The organism is Pseudomonas sp. MF6396 (assembly GCF_002018915.1).
GTDB lineage: Bacteria > Pseudomonadota > Gammaproteobacteria > Pseudomonadales > Pseudomonadaceae > Aquipseudomonas > Aquipseudomonas palmensis.
This window is the reverse complement of sequence record NZ_MVOK01000022.1, coordinates 39,956-55,843: the sequence shown is the minus strand read 5'-3', so window position 1 is coordinate 55,843 and position 15,888 is coordinate 39,956. Positions and strand designations below refer to the sequence as shown.

General features: G+C 64.8%; 15 protein-coding genes. 6 read left to right on the top strand and 9 right to left on the bottom strand.

What is annotated here, in order from left to right:
• Position 1: 1 nt before the first annotated feature.
• The 3 genes from MF6396_RS20480 to MF6396_RS20470 form a co-directional block, all read right to left on the bottom strand.
• Positions 2-2,290, bottom strand: coding sequence for an ABC transporter permease subunit (locus tag MF6396_RS20480; protein WP_043861542.1), 2,289 nt, complete (start codon positions 2,288-2,290; stop codon positions 2-4).
• Positions 2,291-2,428: 138 nt separating this feature from the next.
• Positions 2,429-3,430, bottom strand: coding sequence for a phosphate ABC transporter substrate-binding protein PstS (locus MF6396_RS20475; RefSeq protein WP_043861541.1), 1,002 nt, complete (start codon positions 3,428-3,430; stop codon positions 2,429-2,431).
• 150 nt (positions 3,431-3,580) lie between these two features.
• On the bottom strand, positions 3,581-4,870 hold the full coding sequence (locus MF6396_RS20470) for an MFS transporter (protein WP_043861540.1): 1,290 nt from the start codon (positions 4,868-4,870) through the stop codon (positions 3,581-3,583).
• 360 nt (positions 4,871-5,230) lie between these two features.
• Between MF6396_RS20470 and MF6396_RS20465 the strand changes: the two genes are divergently transcribed.
• Complete coding sequence (locus MF6396_RS20465; protein WP_009402429.1) at positions 5,231-5,632, top strand: acyl-CoA thioesterase; 402 nt, start codon at positions 5,231-5,233, stop codon at positions 5,630-5,632.
• Positions 5,633-5,704: 72 nt separating this feature from the next.
• A complete protein-coding gene (locus MF6396_RS20460; RefSeq protein ID WP_078481440.1) occupies positions 5,705-6,601 on the top strand; it encodes a D-hexose-6-phosphate mutarotase in 897 nt (298 codons plus the stop codon).
• A 104-nt stretch (positions 6,602-6,705) separates the two neighbouring features.
• On the opposite strand, the gene MF6396_RS20455 is transcribed toward MF6396_RS20460, so the two are convergent.
• The 5 genes from MF6396_RS20455 to MF6396_RS20435 all read right to left on the bottom strand — a co-directional run bounded on the left by MF6396_RS20455 (position 6,706) and on the right by MF6396_RS20435 (position 10,331).
• Positions 6,706-7,239, bottom strand: a complete 534-nt coding sequence (locus MF6396_RS20455) for a DUF3299 domain-containing protein (RefSeq protein WP_043861581.1) — start codon at positions 7,237-7,239, stop codon at positions 6,706-6,708.
• A 51-nt stretch (positions 7,240-7,290) separates the two neighbouring features.
• Entirely contained in the window at positions 7,291-7,536 is a 246-nt protein-coding gene (locus MF6396_RS20450) for a GlsB/YeaQ/YmgE family stress response membrane protein (RefSeq protein ID WP_043861538.1), read from the bottom strand.
• A 92-nt stretch (positions 7,537-7,628) separates the two neighbouring features.
• Positions 7,629-8,711: a 5-(carboxyamino)imidazole ribonucleotide synthase gene (locus MF6396_RS20445; protein ID WP_078481438.1), complete on the bottom strand. Its 1,083-nt coding sequence runs from the start codon at positions 8,709-8,711 to the stop codon at positions 7,629-7,631.
• A 10-nt stretch (positions 8,712-8,721) separates the two neighbouring features.
• On the bottom strand, positions 8,722-9,213 hold the full coding sequence (gene purE / locus MF6396_RS20440) for a 5-(carboxyamino)imidazole ribonucleotide mutase (RefSeq protein WP_054916459.1): 492 nt from the start codon (positions 9,211-9,213) through the stop codon (positions 8,722-8,724).
• Between the two features lie 212 nt (positions 9,214-9,425).
• A complete protein-coding gene (locus MF6396_RS20435) occupies positions 9,426-10,331 on the bottom strand; it encodes a LysR substrate-binding domain-containing protein (RefSeq protein ID WP_043861535.1) in 906 nt (301 codons plus the stop codon).
• A gap of 178 nt (positions 10,332-10,509) precedes the next feature.
• On the opposite strand from MF6396_RS20435, the gene aspA reads away from it, so the two are divergent.
• On the top strand, positions 10,510-11,934 hold the full coding sequence (gene aspA / locus MF6396_RS20430; RefSeq protein WP_078481437.1) for an aspartate ammonia-lyase: 1,425 nt from the start codon (positions 10,510-10,512) through the stop codon (positions 11,932-11,934).
• Between the two features lie 126 nt (positions 11,935-12,060).
• Here aspA and MF6396_RS20425 read toward each other — a convergent pair whose 3' ends face one another.
• Positions 12,061-12,489, bottom strand: a complete 429-nt coding sequence (locus tag MF6396_RS20425; protein WP_058541954.1) for a hypothetical protein — start codon at positions 12,487-12,489, stop codon at positions 12,061-12,063.
• A 151-nt stretch (positions 12,490-12,640) separates the two neighbouring features.
• Between MF6396_RS20425 and MF6396_RS20420 the strand changes: the two genes are divergently transcribed.
• The 3 genes from MF6396_RS20420 to MF6396_RS20410 all read left to right on the top strand — a co-directional run bounded on the left by MF6396_RS20420 (position 12,641) and on the right by MF6396_RS20410 (position 15,886).
• The gene (locus MF6396_RS20420; protein WP_078481435.1) at positions 12,641-13,627 is read left to right on the top strand and encodes an asparaginase; all 987 of its coding nucleotides are present in this window, start codon (positions 12,641-12,643) and stop codon (positions 13,625-13,627) included.
• Positions 13,628-13,714: 87 nt separating this feature from the next.
• Positions 13,715-14,707, top strand: coding sequence for an AraC family transcriptional regulator (locus MF6396_RS20415; RefSeq protein ID WP_043861531.1), 993 nt, complete (start codon positions 13,715-13,717; stop codon positions 14,705-14,707).
• Between the two features lie 141 nt (positions 14,708-14,848).
• Positions 14,849-15,886: a histone deacetylase family protein gene (locus tag MF6396_RS20410; protein ID WP_043861530.1), complete on the top strand. Its 1,038-nt coding sequence runs from the start codon at positions 14,849-14,851 to the stop codon at positions 15,884-15,886.
• The last annotated feature ends 2 nt before the right edge of the window (positions 15,887-15,888 follow it).

The window sequence follows — 15,888 nt, the reverse complement described above, 5'->3', positions numbered from 1 at the left end:
ATCAAAGCGACGAGTATTTCTTGCGCAGACGCTGGCGAATCAGCTCGGCCAAGGTGTTCATCACGAAGGTGAACATCAGCAGCACCAGCGCGGCGAGGAACAGCACGCGGTAGTGGCTGCCACCGACTTCCGATTCGGGCATCTCCACCGCGACGTTGGCCGCCAGGGTGCGCATACCTTCGAACAGGTTCATTTCCATGACCGGGGTGTTGCCCGTGGCCATCAGCACGATCATGGTTTCACCCACCGCGCGGCCCATGCCGATCATCAGCGCCGAGAAGATGCCCGGGCTGGCGGTCAGGATGACCACGCGGGTCAGGGTCTGCCACGGCGTGGCGCCGAGTGCCAACGAGCCCAGGGTCAGGCTGCGCGGCACGCTGAACACGGCGTCCTCGGCAATCGAGTAGATGTTCGGGATGACCGCAAAGCCCATGGCGATACCGACCACCAGGGCGTTGCGCTGGTCGTAGGTGATGCCCAGGTCATTGGTGATCCACAGGCGCATGTCGCCGCCGAAGAACCAGGTTTCGAGGAACGGGCTCAGGGTCAGCGCGCCCCAGCCGGTGAACAGGATCACCGGGATCAGGATCGCCGCTTCCCAGCCATCCGGCACACGCAGGCGGATCGACTCCGGCAGGCGGCTCCAGATGAAGCCGGCCAGCAGGATGCCGAACGGCATCACCACGAACAGGCTGAACACACCGGGCAGATGCCCTTCCAGGTACGGCGCCAGGAACAGCCCGGCGAAGAAGCCGAGGATCACCGTGGGCATCGCCTCCATCAGCTCGATCACCGGCTTGACCTTGCGGCGCATGCCCGGGGCCATGAAGTAGGCGGTGTAGATCGCTGCGGCAATCGCCAGCGGTGCGGCCAGGATCATCGCGTAGAACGCGGCCTTGAGCGTACCGAAGGTCAGTGGCGACAGGCTCAGCTTGGGCTCGAAGTCGGTGTTCGACGCGGTGGACTGCCAGACGTACTTGGGCTCGTCGTAGTTCTCGTACCAGACCTTGCTCCACAGCGCACTCCAGGACACTTCCGGGTGCGGGTTGCGCAGGCTGGCCGGGATCAGCTTGCCGCCCTCTTCGACGAACAGGCGGTTGGCCCGTGGCGACAGTGCCAGCACGCCGGCGCCTTCGGCCATCGGCTCCACCAGCAGGGTGCGGTGCGCGGTGCTGTGGAACACGCCGAGCTTGCCGCTGGCATCCAGTGCCACGAAGCCCTTGCGGCGCTCTTCGGCATCGATCTGCACGATCGGCGCCTTGCCCATCTGGAAGGTACGAATCTGCTTGAAGCGCTGCTCGCCGTCCGGGTCGCGGGCCATGAACCACTGGGCCAGGCCACCCTTGGAGTCACCGATGATCAGCGAGATGCCGCCCACCAGCTGGGCGCTGGCGGTGACTTCGGCATCGGCGTCGTCGAGCAGCTTGTAACGACCGTTGAGGCTCTTGTCGCGCAGGCTGAACACATCGGCCTGGGCCCGCCCGTTGATCACGTACAACCACTGCTGGCGCGGGTCGATGAAGATCGCCTTGACCGCCTCGGTCATCTGCGGCAGTTCGATGTGGTTCTGCTCGCTGGTGACTTCGCCGGTCATCATGTTTTCTTCGCGGCTCAGTTGCAGTACCTGCAACTGCGCACCGCTGGAGCCGGCCACCACCAGGGTGTCGCCATTGACGTTCAGGCTCACGTGCTCCAGCGCACGGCCCGAATCGCCGAGGGCGAACGGTTGCTGGCCATAGGGGTAGTCGATGGCCGGGGTGATGGTCTTGTGGTTGTCCGGGTAGGTGATCTTGTAGCTGTGGCTGAACACCAGTGCCTGGCCGTTGGACAGGCCCAGCACCACCAGCGGGTTGCCCGGCTGGTCGGCGCCGATCGAGGTCACCTGGGTGCCGGCCGGTACCGGCAGGTCGACACGCTTGAGCTCGGCACCGGTCTTGGTGTCGAAGAACAGCGCCTGCCCCTTGTCCGAGACGCGCATGCCGACCAGGTTCTGCTCTTCGAGCGCGATCATCAGCGGCTTGCCGGCGTCCTGGGTCAGCCAGGCCGGGGTCATGGCCTTCTTGGTGGTCAGTTCGGCGCCTTGAAACAGCGGCACCACCACGTAGGCCAGGTAGAAGAAGATCAAGGTGATCGCCGCCAGCACGGCGAGCCCGCCCACCAGTACATACCAGCGGGTCAGGCGGTCCTTGAATGCACGCAGGCGACGCTTGCGTTGCAGCTCGGGCGTATTGAAATCAATCCGCACGGGGGGAGAATTTTGGGTCATGGTGGAGTTGGCCAGATCATTCATGCGCTCACCCTAGCGGTCCCGTATGACAAAAACATGACAATGCAGTGACGCAAAAAAGCCCGCCGCTCAGGCATGCCTGGCAGCGGACTCGCAATTTGCAGCGCGGCCCGCACAGATGCAGGGCGCGCCCGTTCACACTCAGTTTGCAGCGACGCCTTTGGCGGCGTGGTTCAGGCCCAGGTCGGCCAGCGCTTTCTCGGCCACTTTGGCGGGCAGCGGGATGTAACCGTCTTTCACCACGACCTGTTGACCGGCCTGCGACAGCACCAGCTTGACGAACTCGGCTTCCAGCGGGGCCAGAGGCTTGTTCGGGGCCTTGTTGACGTAGACGTAGAGGAAACGCGACAGCGGGTAGGTACCGTTGAGGGCGTTGGCTTCGTTGTCTTCGACGAACGCGCCGCCTTCCTTCTTGGCCAGGGCCACGGTTTTCACGCTGGCGGTCTTGTAGCCGATGCCCGAGTAACCGATACCGTTCAGCGAGCTGCTGATCGACTGCACGACGGACGCCGAGCCAGGTTGTTCGTTGACGTTAGGCTTGAAGTCGCCTTTGCACAGGGCTTCTTCCTTGAAGTAGCCGTAGGTGCCGGATACCGAGTTGCGACCGAACAGCTGGACCGGCTTGTTGGCCAGGTCGCCGGTCACGCCCAGGTCGCCCCAGGTTTTCACGTCGGCCTTGGCACCGCACAGGCGGGTGGAGGAGAAGATGGCGTCGACCTGAGCCATGGTCAGGCCCTTGATCGGGTTGTCCTTGTGCACGAACACGGCCAGGGCGTCGACGGCGACCGGGATGGCGGTCGGCTTGTAGCCGTACTTCTGTTCGAACGCCTGCAGCTCGACGTCTTTCATCTTGCGGCTCATCGGGCCCAGGTTGGCGGTGCCTTCGGTCAGCGCGGGTGGCGCGGTGGAGGAGCCGGCGGCCTGGATCTGGATGTTTACGTTCGGGTATTCCTTCTTGTAGGCCTCGGCCCACAGGGTCATCAGGTTGGCCAGGGTATCGGAACCGACGCTGGAGAGGTTGCCCGATACGCCGGTGGTTTTGACGTAGGTCGGAATAGCAGGATCAACAGCGGCAACTGCGTTGGCAGTCGCAACGCCAGCGGCGGCAAAGGTCAGGGCCGCCATCAAACGCTTCAGTTTCATGCCTTACTCCTAGCAGGAATTGGGGGTAGATGGATCGGGCCCAAGTATCTGCAGGCCGTATGACTACTCTATGAACTGAATGTGACAATTAGATGAAAGGCCATCACCTCGTTCGAGGGATGGCCTTTATAGCGGACGCGGGGCGGGGTTTCAGCGCTTGGTGAGCAGCAGGTAGATGCCTACCAGCAGGCCCAGGGTGCAGATGCCGGCGACATAGTAGGCCGGGCCGAGCGGGCTGAACTTCATCAGCGAGGTGACCATGATCGGGGTCAGGCCACCGAAGATCGCGTAGGCCAGGTTGTAGGAAAACGACAGGCCGCTGAAACGCACCACCGGCGGGAAGGCGCGCACCATCACGTAAGGCACCGCACCGACGATGCCCACGCACAGCCCGGTAACGGCGTACATCGGGTACAGCCACTCAGGGTGCGCCGCCAGGTTGTGGTAGAAGCTCCAGGAGCTGGCCAGCAGCGCCAGGCTGCCGACGATGAACACGCGCCCGGCGCCGAAGCGGTCGGCCAGGCGCCCGGCCACGATGCAGCCGATGCTCAGCAGCACGATGGCCAGGCTGTTGGCCTTGAGGGCCTCGGTGGCGCTGATGCCGTAGAGAGTCTGCAGCACGGTCGGGGTCATCAGGATGACCACGATGATGCCGGCCGACAGCAGCCAGGTCAGCAGCATCGACAGTACGATGGCGCCACGGTGGTCACGCAGCACCGCGCGCAGCGGCACTTCCTCGGCCAATGCCTTGCGCTGCTGCATCTCGGCGAACACCGGGGTTTCGTGCAGCCAGCGGCGCAGGTACACCGAAAACAGGCCGAACACGCCGCCGAGCAGGAACGGGATCCGCCAGGCGTAGTCGCTCAGTTGCTCGGGGGTGTACACGGTGTTGATCAGGGTCGCGACCAGCGAGCCGAGCAGGATGCCCGAGGTGAGGCCCGCCGTCAGGGTGCCGCAGGCGTAGCCGATGTTGCGCGCCGGCACGTGTTCGGACACGAACACCCAGGCACCCGGCACTTCACCGCCAATGGCGGCGCCCTGGATCACGCGCATCAGCAACAACAGGATCGGTGCCCACATGCCGATCTGCGCGTAGGTGGGCAGCAGGCCCATGATCAGGGTCGGCACGGCCATCATGAAGATGCTCAGGGTGAACATCTTCTTGCGCCCCAGCAGGTCGCCGAAGTGGGCCATCACGATGCCGCCCAGCGGGCGCGCCAGGTAGCCGGCAGCGAAGATGCCGAAGGTCTGCATCAGGCGCAGCCACTCGGGCATGTCGACCGGAAAGAACAGCTTGCCCACCACCGCGGCGAAGAACACGAAGATGATGAAGTCGTAGAACTCCAGCGCCCCGCCCAGGGCGGAGAGCGACAGGGTCTTGTAGTCACTGCGGGTGAGCGGCCGCGAGGGCTGCTCTATGGAGGGGGGCACGGAGGTCATCGAAGCGTCTCTTATTGGCAAATCAGGCCGCGGCAGCGCTGGCCCCGGCCTGTCAGGAGGTCGAACGATAGCAAATTGTTCGAAAAAGCACATGGATCGACATAATCGGGGCAGATAATCATGACCGCATGGTCGTCGCCCCACGCGCGGCTCTATATACTGGCCGCTCGTATCAAACGGTTACGCCTTGTGTGGGATGTTGTGCGAAAACGCCGCTAGGTATGCTTAGTCGGTTTCGCAGAGTCTCCCTTCGCCGCACGGCAGAGCGAAGCAGCGTAGTATGTTCGTGCTGAATCGTTTTTCGCGGCGTCCGCACCAGCGCAAACCAACGAAGCGTTACGGGTCAGAGGCACCCCCGGCATGATTGAACTCGAACAAGAAGATCCTATTCCGCAAGGCGACCTGGCCTTGCAGATCACCGCATTGCCCCGTGAAACCAACGGTTTCGGCGATATCTTCGGCGGCTGGCTGGTCGCCCAGATGGACCTGGCCGGCACGGCCATGGCCAGCCGAGTCGCAGGCGGGCGCGTCGCCACCGTGGCGATCGACCGCATGGCCTTTCTGGTGCCGGTGGCGGTGGGCGCGCAACTGTCCTTCTATACCCAGACCCTGGAAATCGGCCGCAGCTCGATCCAGATGATGGTCGAGGTGTGGAGCGACGACCCGCTGAGCAGTGAATGGCGCAAGGTCACCGAGGCGGTGTTCGTGTTCGTCGCCATCGACGGCAGCGGCCGCACCCGCTCGGTGCCGCCTCGTCGCTGAGCCTGGGGCGCGCTAAACTCGAGGGTCTGCGCGAGGTCCAAGACCTCGTAGGCCACCCTTCGAGAGCAACGCATGTCCACATCCAAGGTAGAAGTCGAACAGCATGGCGAGCTTGCCTGCTGGCGTATCACCACGCCTCGCGCCGAGCTGCTGATTGCCCAGCAGGGCGCACAGGTGCTCAGTTACCAGCGCGTGGGCGAGCCGCCGCTGCTGTGGCTCAGCGATCAGGCGATCTTCAGGCAGGGCAAATCGGTGCGCGCCGGTGCCCCGGTGTGCTGGCCCTGGTTCGGCAACCTGCAACGCAACCCAGCGGCCGTACAGGCCATGTTCCACGGCGCCGAGGCCCCGGCCCACGGGCTGGTGCGCGGGCGTGACTGGCAGTTGCTGGGTATCGACAGCAGTGCGGATTCGGTACGCGTGGACTTCACGCTGCCCCAGGCGTTGGGAGAGCTGCCCGGCTGGCCGCACACGGTGGAACTGAAACTGAGCATCGTGCTCGGCGAGGAACTGGCGCTGACCCTCGACAGCCACAACCTGGGCAATGGCAGCGTCACCCTCAGCCAGGCGCTGCACAGCTACTTTGCAGTCAGCGACGTGCGTGGCGCGCGAGTTGAAGGCGTGGACGGGCTGGCCTACATCGAGACGCTGGCAGACTGGGAGCAACGCACCCAGCAGGGCGACCTGGGGTTTGCCGGGGAAACCGACCGCATCTACCTGCAGACACCTGAGCGTCTGAGCATCGTCGACCCGGGCTGGAACCGGCGTATCACCCTGCGTACCCAGGGTTCGCGTTCGGCGGTGATCTGGAACCCATGGGTGGACCGCGCCGCGCAGCTCACGGACATGGCCGATGACGGCTGGCAGCGGATGCTGTGCATCGAGACGGCGAACGTGTGGGATGACGTGGTGGAACTTGCGCCCGGGGCGACCCATTCGCTGAGTGTCAGTATCGGCAGCGAACCGCTCTAGACCGCTATCGCGGGTCAAGCCCGCTCCCACCGGGCATTGCACTGATCATGAGGGCAGCACTGTACCTGTGGGAGCGGGCTTGACCCGCGATGCAGACGACGCGGTTACAGGTCGGAGTCCTCCACCACCCTCACCTTCCCCGCATCCAGCGCATACGCCGCATCGGCCAGGTCATTGCTGACCTTCTCCACCTTCAGCGTGCCGCTGACCCACAGCGGCGTGTAGATATCGTCCAGCTTCAGGCCATGGGGATAACGCACCAGCACCAGCTGGTTGGGCGGCGGTGGCGGTACATGGATGCAGGCGCCCGGATAGGGCACAAGGAAGAACAGCGTGCTGTTGCCCTTGGCGTCGGTTTCCAGCGGCACCGGGTACCCGCCCAGACGGATCTGCCTGCCGTTCATGGCAGCCACCGTCTTGCTCGAATACATCACCGCCGGCAGGCCCTTGCTCTGCTTCAGGCCACCCTTCTCGGTAAAGGTACCCATCGCCTCGGGGGAGTTGTGGTCGATCTCGGGCATCTGCTCCAGCGCCTTCTGGTCCGACTTGGGCATCAGCTCCAGCCAGTCGGTCTCGGGCAGCTCGGCGCGGGCCAGGCCACTACACAGCAACAGGGTAAGCAGTACGACTCGGCGCATGAAAAAAAGCTCGGCAACTGACGGAAAGTTGCCGAGCATTCTAGCGCCCTGTCAGCGCTTTTTGATCATGCCGTAGATCACCAGCAGGATGATTGCACCCACCAGTGCACCGAGGAAGCCAGCACCCTCGCCCGCATGGTAGATCCCCAGCGCCTGGCCACCGTAGGTCGCCGCCAGAGAGCCGGCGATACCCAGCAGAATGGTCATGATCCAGCCCATGCTGTCGTCGCCCGGCTTCAGAAAACGTGCCAGCAAGCCGACGATCAGGCCGATGAAGATGGTTCCGATGATACCCATGGCATTCCCTCTGAATTGAGTGCACGAGCCAAAGCCTAGTCAGCGCTTTGGCATCCTGCCATCAGAGGGATGCGCGGCGGGAATGGTTCCGCTCAGCCTGCGATGAGCGCTTCGACCTGCTGGATCTTCTGCTCCAGCGTGGTCATGTCGGCGCAGCGCAGGGTGGCGTGACCGACCTTGCGCCCGGCCTTGAAGGCCTTGCCGTAGTGATGCAGGTGACAGTCGTCGATAGCCACGACCGCAGCCACCGCCGGCACTTCGCCGATGAAGTTGAGCATGGCGCTTTCGCCGACCTTGGCGGTCGAGCCCAGCGGCAGGCCGGCCACGGCGCGCAGGTGGTTCTCGAACTGGCTGCACTCGGCACCTTCGATGGTCCAGTGCCCGGAGTTGTGCACACGCGGCGCGATCTCGTTGGCCTTCAGGCCACCGTCGACCTCGAAGAACTCGAACGCCAGCACGCCGACATAGTCGAGCTGCTCGAGCACGCGGCTCGCGTAGTCTTCGGCCAGGCTCTGCAGCAGGTGGTCTTCGCTGGCCACCGACAGGCGCAGGATGCCGCTGTCGTGGGTGTTGTGCACCAGCGGGTAGAAGCGTGTCTCGCCATCGCGGCCGCGAACGGCAATCAGCGACACCTCGCCGGTGAACGGCACGAAGCCCTCCAGCAGGCAGGGCACGCTACCAAGTTCGGCGAACGTGTCGACAACATCGGCTTCGGTGCGGAGCACCTTCTGGCCCTTGCCGTCATAACCCAGGGTACGGGTCTTGAGCACGGCCGGCAGGCCGATGCTGGCGACGGCGGCCTCCAGGTCGGCTTGCGACTGGATGTCGGCGAAGGCCGGGGTCGGGATGCCCAGGTCACGGAACATGCTCTTCTCGAACAGCCGGTCGCGGGCGATGCGCAGCGCTTCGGCGCTCGGATACACCGGCACGAACTGCGACAGGAAGGCCACCGTCTCGGCTGGCACGCTTTCGAATTCGAAGGTCACCAGGTCGACTTCGTCGGCCAGCTGGCGCAGGTGATCCTGGTCGCCGTAGTCGGCACGCAGGTGCTCGCCCAGAGCGGCCGCACAGGCGTCAGGGGCCGGGTCGAGGAAAGCGAAGTTCATGCCCAGCGGGGTACCCGCCAGGGCCAGCATGCGGCCCAGTTGGCCGCCACCGATTACACCGATTTTCATGCGTGTGACCTCAGGCCTGGCGCGGGTCTGGATTGTCCAGAACGTTGTCTGTCTGCTCAGCGCGGAACTGTTTCAGAACGGTATGGAACTGCGGGTGCTTGGCGCCCAGGATGCTCGCCGAGAGCAGCGCGGCGTTGATCGCGCCGGCCTTGCCGATGGCCAGGGTGGCAACCGGGATGCCAGCCGGCATCTGCACGATCGACAGCAGCGAATCGACGCCCGAGAGCATGGCCGACTGCACCGGCACACCCAGCACCGGCAGGTGGGTCTTGGCGGCGCACATGCCTGGCAGGTGGGCAGCGCCACCGGCACCGGCGATGATCACCTCGATGCCACGGCCTTCGGCCTCTTCGGCGTACTGGAACAGCAGGTCCGGCGTGCGGTGGGCGGAAACCACCTTCACTTCGTAGGGAATGCCGAGTTTTTCCAGCATATCGGCGGTGTGGCTAAGGGTGGACCAATCGGACTTGGAGCCCATGATCACGCCAACCAGTGCACTCATCGTCGAGCCTCTTCTCTTGGGCGCCTTCAGGCGCGTCAAAAAACAACAAGCCACGCAGGGACGACCGGCGTGGCTTGTTATGCGAATTAGGGCCGGGTGTACCGACCGAAGGCCGCGCAGTATATCGTAAAGCCGTGTGTTTGATGCACCCCGGCGACCAACTGTAAGCCTTATTTTTCGGGCTTTTTCAGGGCTTCGGGCTGACTCTGGAGTCAAGCCGTCGCCGGCCCGCCTTCGAGCTTGCGCCACAGCAGGCGCACGTTGGCCTTGCGCACCAGCGCGCAGCGGTACAGGCGGATCTCCAGCGGCACGTGCCATTGCGCACCGCCACAGATCACCAGCTCGCCACGTTCAAGCTCGGCGCGGGCCGACAGGCGCGGCACCCAGGCAATACCCAGGCCTTCCAGGGCCATGCTCTTGAGGCTGTCGGCCATGGCGGTTTCGTAGATGGTGGTAAAGCGCAGGTTGCGCTGGCGCAGCAGCAGATTCACCGAACGCCCCAGAAACGCTCCGGCGCTGTAGGCCAGCAAGGGCACGCTGGCGTCGTTTTCCAGGTCGAACAGCGGCTTGCCGTCGGCATCCGCTGCACACACCGGCAGCATCTCGGTGTGCCCCAGGTGCAGCGAGGGGAAGATCTCGGCGTCCATCTGCAGGGCCGCATCCGGGTCGTAGAACGCCAGCATCAGGTCGCAGCCACCTTCGCGCAGGGCGTGCACCGCATCGCCGACGTTGGTCGCCACCAGCCGCGTGGCGATGTTCAGACCGTCGTTGCGCAACTGCGCGATCCAGCGCGGAAAGAAGCCCAGCGCCAGCGAGTGCGCCGCCGCCACCTGGATCACCTCGCCCTGCCCGCCTTCCAGGTGATGCAAGTGGCGCAGCACCTCGCCCAGCTGGTCGACCACCGTGCGCGCCGTCACCAGGAACAGTTGGCCGGCAGCGGTCAACTCGATCGGCGTGCGCGAGCGGTTGACCAGGGTCAGCCCCAACGCAGCCTCCAGGCTGCGAATGCGCCGGCTGAACGCCGGCTGGGTCACGAAGCGACGCTCCGCCGCCTGGGAAAAGCTGCGGGTGGCGGCCAGGGCGCTGAAATCTTCCAGCCATTTGCTTTCGAGGTTCATCGGGCTCTCCAGGCATGCACCAAAATGGTACACGCTCGAATGTCAATTGGCGTCACATGGAACGTTATGCCGTTTGTGCATAGGTTAGCGTGCAACAGCATTGGCCGCAAAATCCGTGCAGGCCTAGGATTGGCGCCATTCCGGCATGTGCCGGGCCTAACTCGAGATGATCTCTATCATGTCCGCTGCTGCATCGTTCCGTGTCGAAAAAGACCTGCTTGGCACCCTCGAAGTCCCTGCTGATGCCTACTACGGTATCCAGACCCTGCGTGCTGCCAACAACTTCCACCTCTCTGGCGTGCAGCTGTCGCACTACCCGAAAATGGTTGTCGGCCTGGCCATGGTCAAACAGGCAGCTGCCGACGCCAACCGCGAGCTGGGTCACCTGAGCGATGCCAAGCACGCCGCCATCAGCGAGGCCTGTGCCCGCCTGATCCGCGGTGACTTCCACGAGCAGTTCGTGGTCGACATGATTCAAGGCGGTGCCGGTACCTCCACCAACATGAACGCCAACGAAGTGATCGCCAACATCGCGCTGGAAGCGATGGGTCACCAGAAGGGCGAGTACCAGTACCTGCACCCGAACAACGACGTGAACATGGCGCAGTCGACCAACGACGCCTACCCGACCGCCATCCGTCTGGGCCTGCTGCTGGGTCACGATGCGCTGCTGGCCAGCCTCGACAGCCTGATCCAGGCCTTCGCTGCCAAGGGTGAAGAGTTCAGCCACGTACTGAAGATGGGCCGTACCCAGCTGCAGGACGCCGTGCCGATGACCCTGGGCCAGGAATTCCGTGCCTTCGCCACCACCCTGACCGAAGACCTCAACCGCCTGCGCACCCTGGCGCCGGAAGTGCTGACCGAAGTCAACCTGGGCGGTACCGCGATCGGTACCGGCATCAACGCCGACCCGGGCTACCAGGCCCTGGCCGTACAGCGTCTGGCGCTGATCAGCGGCCAGCCGCTGGTACCGGCTGCCGACCTGATCGAAGCCACCTCCGACATGGGCGCCTTCGTGCTGTTCTCCGGCATGCTCAAGCGCACTGCAGTCAAGCTGTCGAAGATCTGCAACGACCTGCGCCTGCTGTCCAGCGGCCCGCGCACCGGCATCAACGAGATCAACCTGCCGGCGCGTCAGCCAGGCAGCTCGATCATGCCCGGCAAGGTCAACCCGGTTATCCCGGAAGCGGTCAACCAGGTGGCCTTCGCCATCATCGGCAACGACATCGCGCTGACCATCGCGGCCGAAGGCGGCCAGCTGCAGTTGAACGTGATGGAGCCGCTGATCGCCTACAAGATCTTCGACTCGATCCGTCTGCTGCAACGCGCCATGGACATGCTGCGCGAGCACTGCATCGTCGGCATCACCGCCAACGAACAGCGCTGCCGTGAACTGGTCGAACACTCGATCGGCCTGGTCACCGCCCTGAACCCGTACATCGGCTACGAAAACGCCACCCGTATTGCCCGTATCGCGCTGGAAAGCGGCCGCGGCGTACTGGAACTGGTGCGTGAGGAAGGCCTGCTGGACGAAGCGATGCTCAACGACATCCTGCGTCCGGAAAACATGATTGCACCGCGTCTGGTACCGCTCAAAGCGTAACCGACGCCGTACTACCGCTCACCAGGTTGAGGGACTAGACACCTCTCACCTTTTGAGGGCCCAGGGACTTTGTCTCCGGGCCCTTTTTTTTGCCTGCGGTGCGACCTTCGCCAGCAATGCCGGCGCCTAAAGGGAACGGGTAGTGTCGGCTGCTTCTGCCGACGAGGGCAGCAGCAGCACATTCAGGAAGGTCGAATCGCTGACGATCTCCTTCATGAACCACCACACGAACGCCAGGCAGAGCGCCACCATGAAGGCGGTCAGATCGCCCGTGTAATGGCGCACCGTGAGCACCCCGATAAAGCACAGCACCACGCCCAGCCCGCTGATCAGGTCTGCCCAGTTGGAACGGCTGAGGTGGCGCTTCATGGCCCGGTGATCCGCCTCGGGCAACACCAGTGCCTGCGCACACTTTGCACAGGTGAGCGGCTGCCCGCCCATGAGCGTTTCCAGCTCGCCCTCGCTCGGCAACCAGACGTGGCCGCATGCCGGGCAATTGAGGTCCACCGCGGCGCACAGGCGCTCTTGCGCGGATTTGTACTTGTTCGTCGACACGTCCTTGGCACCTTCGTCCTGAAGCAGGCGCGATGGTAACCGCTGGCCGTCACGCTGCCCATCGCGAACTCGGGCGGCCCGGCCGCTGACAGCGCGCCGGGGGATGGCGTAAGGTGGTCGGCTTTCCTTCAGTCGAGCACGGAGACAGGCCATGACCCCGGCCCCTGCCCACAACATCATGGTGCTGTACACCGGTGGCACCATCGGCATGCAGGCCAGCGCCGGCGGCCTGGCCCCGGCGTCGGGCTTCGAGCAGCGCATGCGTGAGCAACTGGCCGGGCAACCGGGCCTGGCAGCCTGGCAGTTCCGCGAACTGCTGCCGCTGATCGACAGCGCCAACATGACGCCCTGCTACTGGCAGCGCCTGCGCGCCGCGATCATCGAAGCGGTGGATGGCCAGGGCTGCGATGGCGTGCTGGTGCTGCATGGCACCGACACCCTGGCCTACAGCGCCGCCGCCATGAGCTTCCAGTTGCTCGGGCTGACGGTGCCGGTGCTGTTCACCGGCTCGATGCTGCCGGCCGGTACGCCGGACAGCGATGCGTGGGAGAACCTCACGGGGGCGCTGCAGGTGCTGAGCCAGGGTACGTCGCCGGGTGTTCAGCTGTATTTCCACGGTCAGCTGCTGGCACCAAACCGCACCGCCAAGGTGCGCAGCTTCGGCCGGAACCCGTTCGCGACCTTGCAGCGCTCGGGCGGTGCGGCGCAGGCGCCTGTACCGGCAGCACTGGCTTATCGCGCGCCGCTGCAGGTGGCCAAGGTTGCAGTGTTGCCGCTGGTGCCAGGCCTCGACGCCGCGCTGTTGCAGGCCACACTCGACAGCGGGGTCCAGGGGCTGGTGCTGGAATGCTACGGTAGCGGCACCGGGCCGTGTGATGACGATGCGTTCGTGGCCGTGCTGGAACAGGCCCGCGCGCGTGACATCGTGGTGGTGGCGATCACCCAGTGCCATGAAGGCGGGGTCGAACTGGAGGTGTACGCAGCCGGCAGCCGCCTGCGCGAGGCCGGTGTGCTGTCGGGTGGCGGAATGACCCGGGAGGCGGCGTTCGGCAAATTGCTGGCATTGCTCGGTAGCCGGTTGCCGGTTGACGAGGTGCGACGGCTGGTTGGGCTGGACCTGGCTGGCGAGTTACGTTGAGCCCTTCGCTGGCTTGCCAGCGAACTGGCCCTGAAGGGCATACAAATTGCTCACTCAACCCCAAGCCCCCTCAGCCGGATGCCGAGCATGCTCCACTCCCACCTCACCACCCTGAACGCGGTTTCCCTGATGCTGCAGGCCTTCAAGGACGAAGACCGTGCCGCCCAGCGGCTGCTCGAAGGCACCGGCATCACCCCGGCCGACCTGGGCCGCGCCGACTGGCGCATCACCACGCACCAGGAACTGCGGGTGTGCGCCAACGCCGTGGCCATGCGCCGGGAAGTCGGGCTGGAACTGGGCCAGCGCATGCACGTTTCATCCTACGGCATGCTCGGTTACGCCCTGCTTTCCGGTGCCACCCTGGGTGACGCCCTGCACCTGGCCCTGCAGTACCCCGCGCTGCTGGGAACACTTTTCCAGCTGCGCCTGATCGAGGACGGCGAGCGGGTCTGGTTCAGCGCCAGCGACTACGGCCAGGCCCCGGAGCTTGCGGCGTTCAATGCCGAGTTCTGCCTGACGTCGCTCAAGGTCATCTGCAACGACCTGCTCGGCCAGCCGCTGCCCTTGCTGGGCGCGCGTTTCGCTCACCCTGCCCCGGATTACCAGGCGCTCTACAGCGCGCCTTTCGACTGCCCGCTGCAGTTCGGCGCCAGCGACAATGCCTTCGCCTTCGAACGCCACTGGCTGGCCCGGGCCCTGCCCCTGGCCGACCCGATCACCCACCGTGCGATGAGCGAACGCTGCCGCCGGCAGAACCTGGAATTCACCGGGCGCCAGGCCTGGCTCGGGCGCATTCGCCAGCTGCTGCAGCAGCAGTTGGAGGCACCACCAGGCCTCGAGGGCCTGGCGCGGCAGATGAGCTGTTCGTCACGCACCCTGCGTCGCCACCTGCACGAGCTGGGCAGCAGTTATCAACAGCTGCTAGATGAGCTGCGCTTCGAACGGGCCAAGCAGTTGCTGGCCGAGGACGAGCTACCGATCTACCGCATCGCCGAGGTGCTGGGCTTCAGCGAGCCGGCCAGCTTCCGACACGCCTTCCTGCGCTGGAGCGGCGTGGCACCGAGCCATTTTCGCGCCTGAAACACGCGCATGCACCGCGAGGGGGCGAAATGCGGACAACCGTGTTGGCCATATCGATCCCCTTTTGGCCGTTTGCGCCGTTCTGCCGGTGGGCGTACCTCCCGACAATGGGGCCACGCCAGTAAACCCGGAGAACAAAAAATGCTGACGATCTATTCCGATGACCATCGCCTGCACCACGGCCGCTGCGAGCTGATCGACGGGCAGTTGATGCCCTGCTTCGAAATGCCCTCGCGTGCCGACCATGTGCTCGAGCGGGTCAAGGCCCAGGGCCTGGGGCCCGTCGAAGGCCCTACCGATTTTGGCCGCGCACCGCTGCTGCGCGTGCACAGCGCCGACTACCTGGATTTCTTCCAGGGCGCCTGGCAGCGCTGGAGCGCACTGGGCCATGACGGCGACCTGCTGCCGTTCACCTGGCCGGCGCGCAGCCTGCGCCAGGTCAAACCCAGCGGCCTGCATGGCGAGCTGGGCTATTACAGCTTCGACGCCGGTGCACCGATCACCGCCGGCACCTGGCAGGCCGCCTACAGCTCGGCGCAGGTTGCCCTGACCGCACAGGCGGCGGTGCAGGCCGGTGCCCACAGCGCCTTCGCCCTGTGCCGGCCACCGGGGCATCATGCCGCCAGCGACGTGATGGGGGGCTACTGCTATCTGAACAACGCCGCGATCGCCGCCCAGGCCTTCATCGACCACGGTCGCCAGCGCGTGGCGATCCTGGATGTGGACTACCACCACGGCAACGGTACCCAGCAGATCTTCTACGCACGCAACGACGTGCTGTTCGCCTCGATCCACGGCGACCCGCAAGCCGAATTCCCGTTCTTCCTCGGCTATGCCGACGAGCACGGCGAAGGCGACGGGCTGGGCTGCAACTTCAACTATCCGCTGCCGGCAGGCAGCGACTGGGCCACCTGGCGCGGCGCGCTGGACGAAGCCTGCGAACGCATCGGCGCGTATGACCCCGAAGTGCTGGTGATCTCGCTGGGCGTGGACACCTTCAAGGACGACCCGATCTCGCAATTCAAGCTCGACAGCCCGGACTACCTGGCCATGGGCGAGCGCATCGCACAGCTGGGCAAGCCGACCCTGTTCATCATGGAAGGTGGCTATGCCGTGGCCGAAATCGGCGTCAACGCGGTCAACGTGCTCGAGGGTTTCGAGCGCGCCCGTCAAGGCTAGGC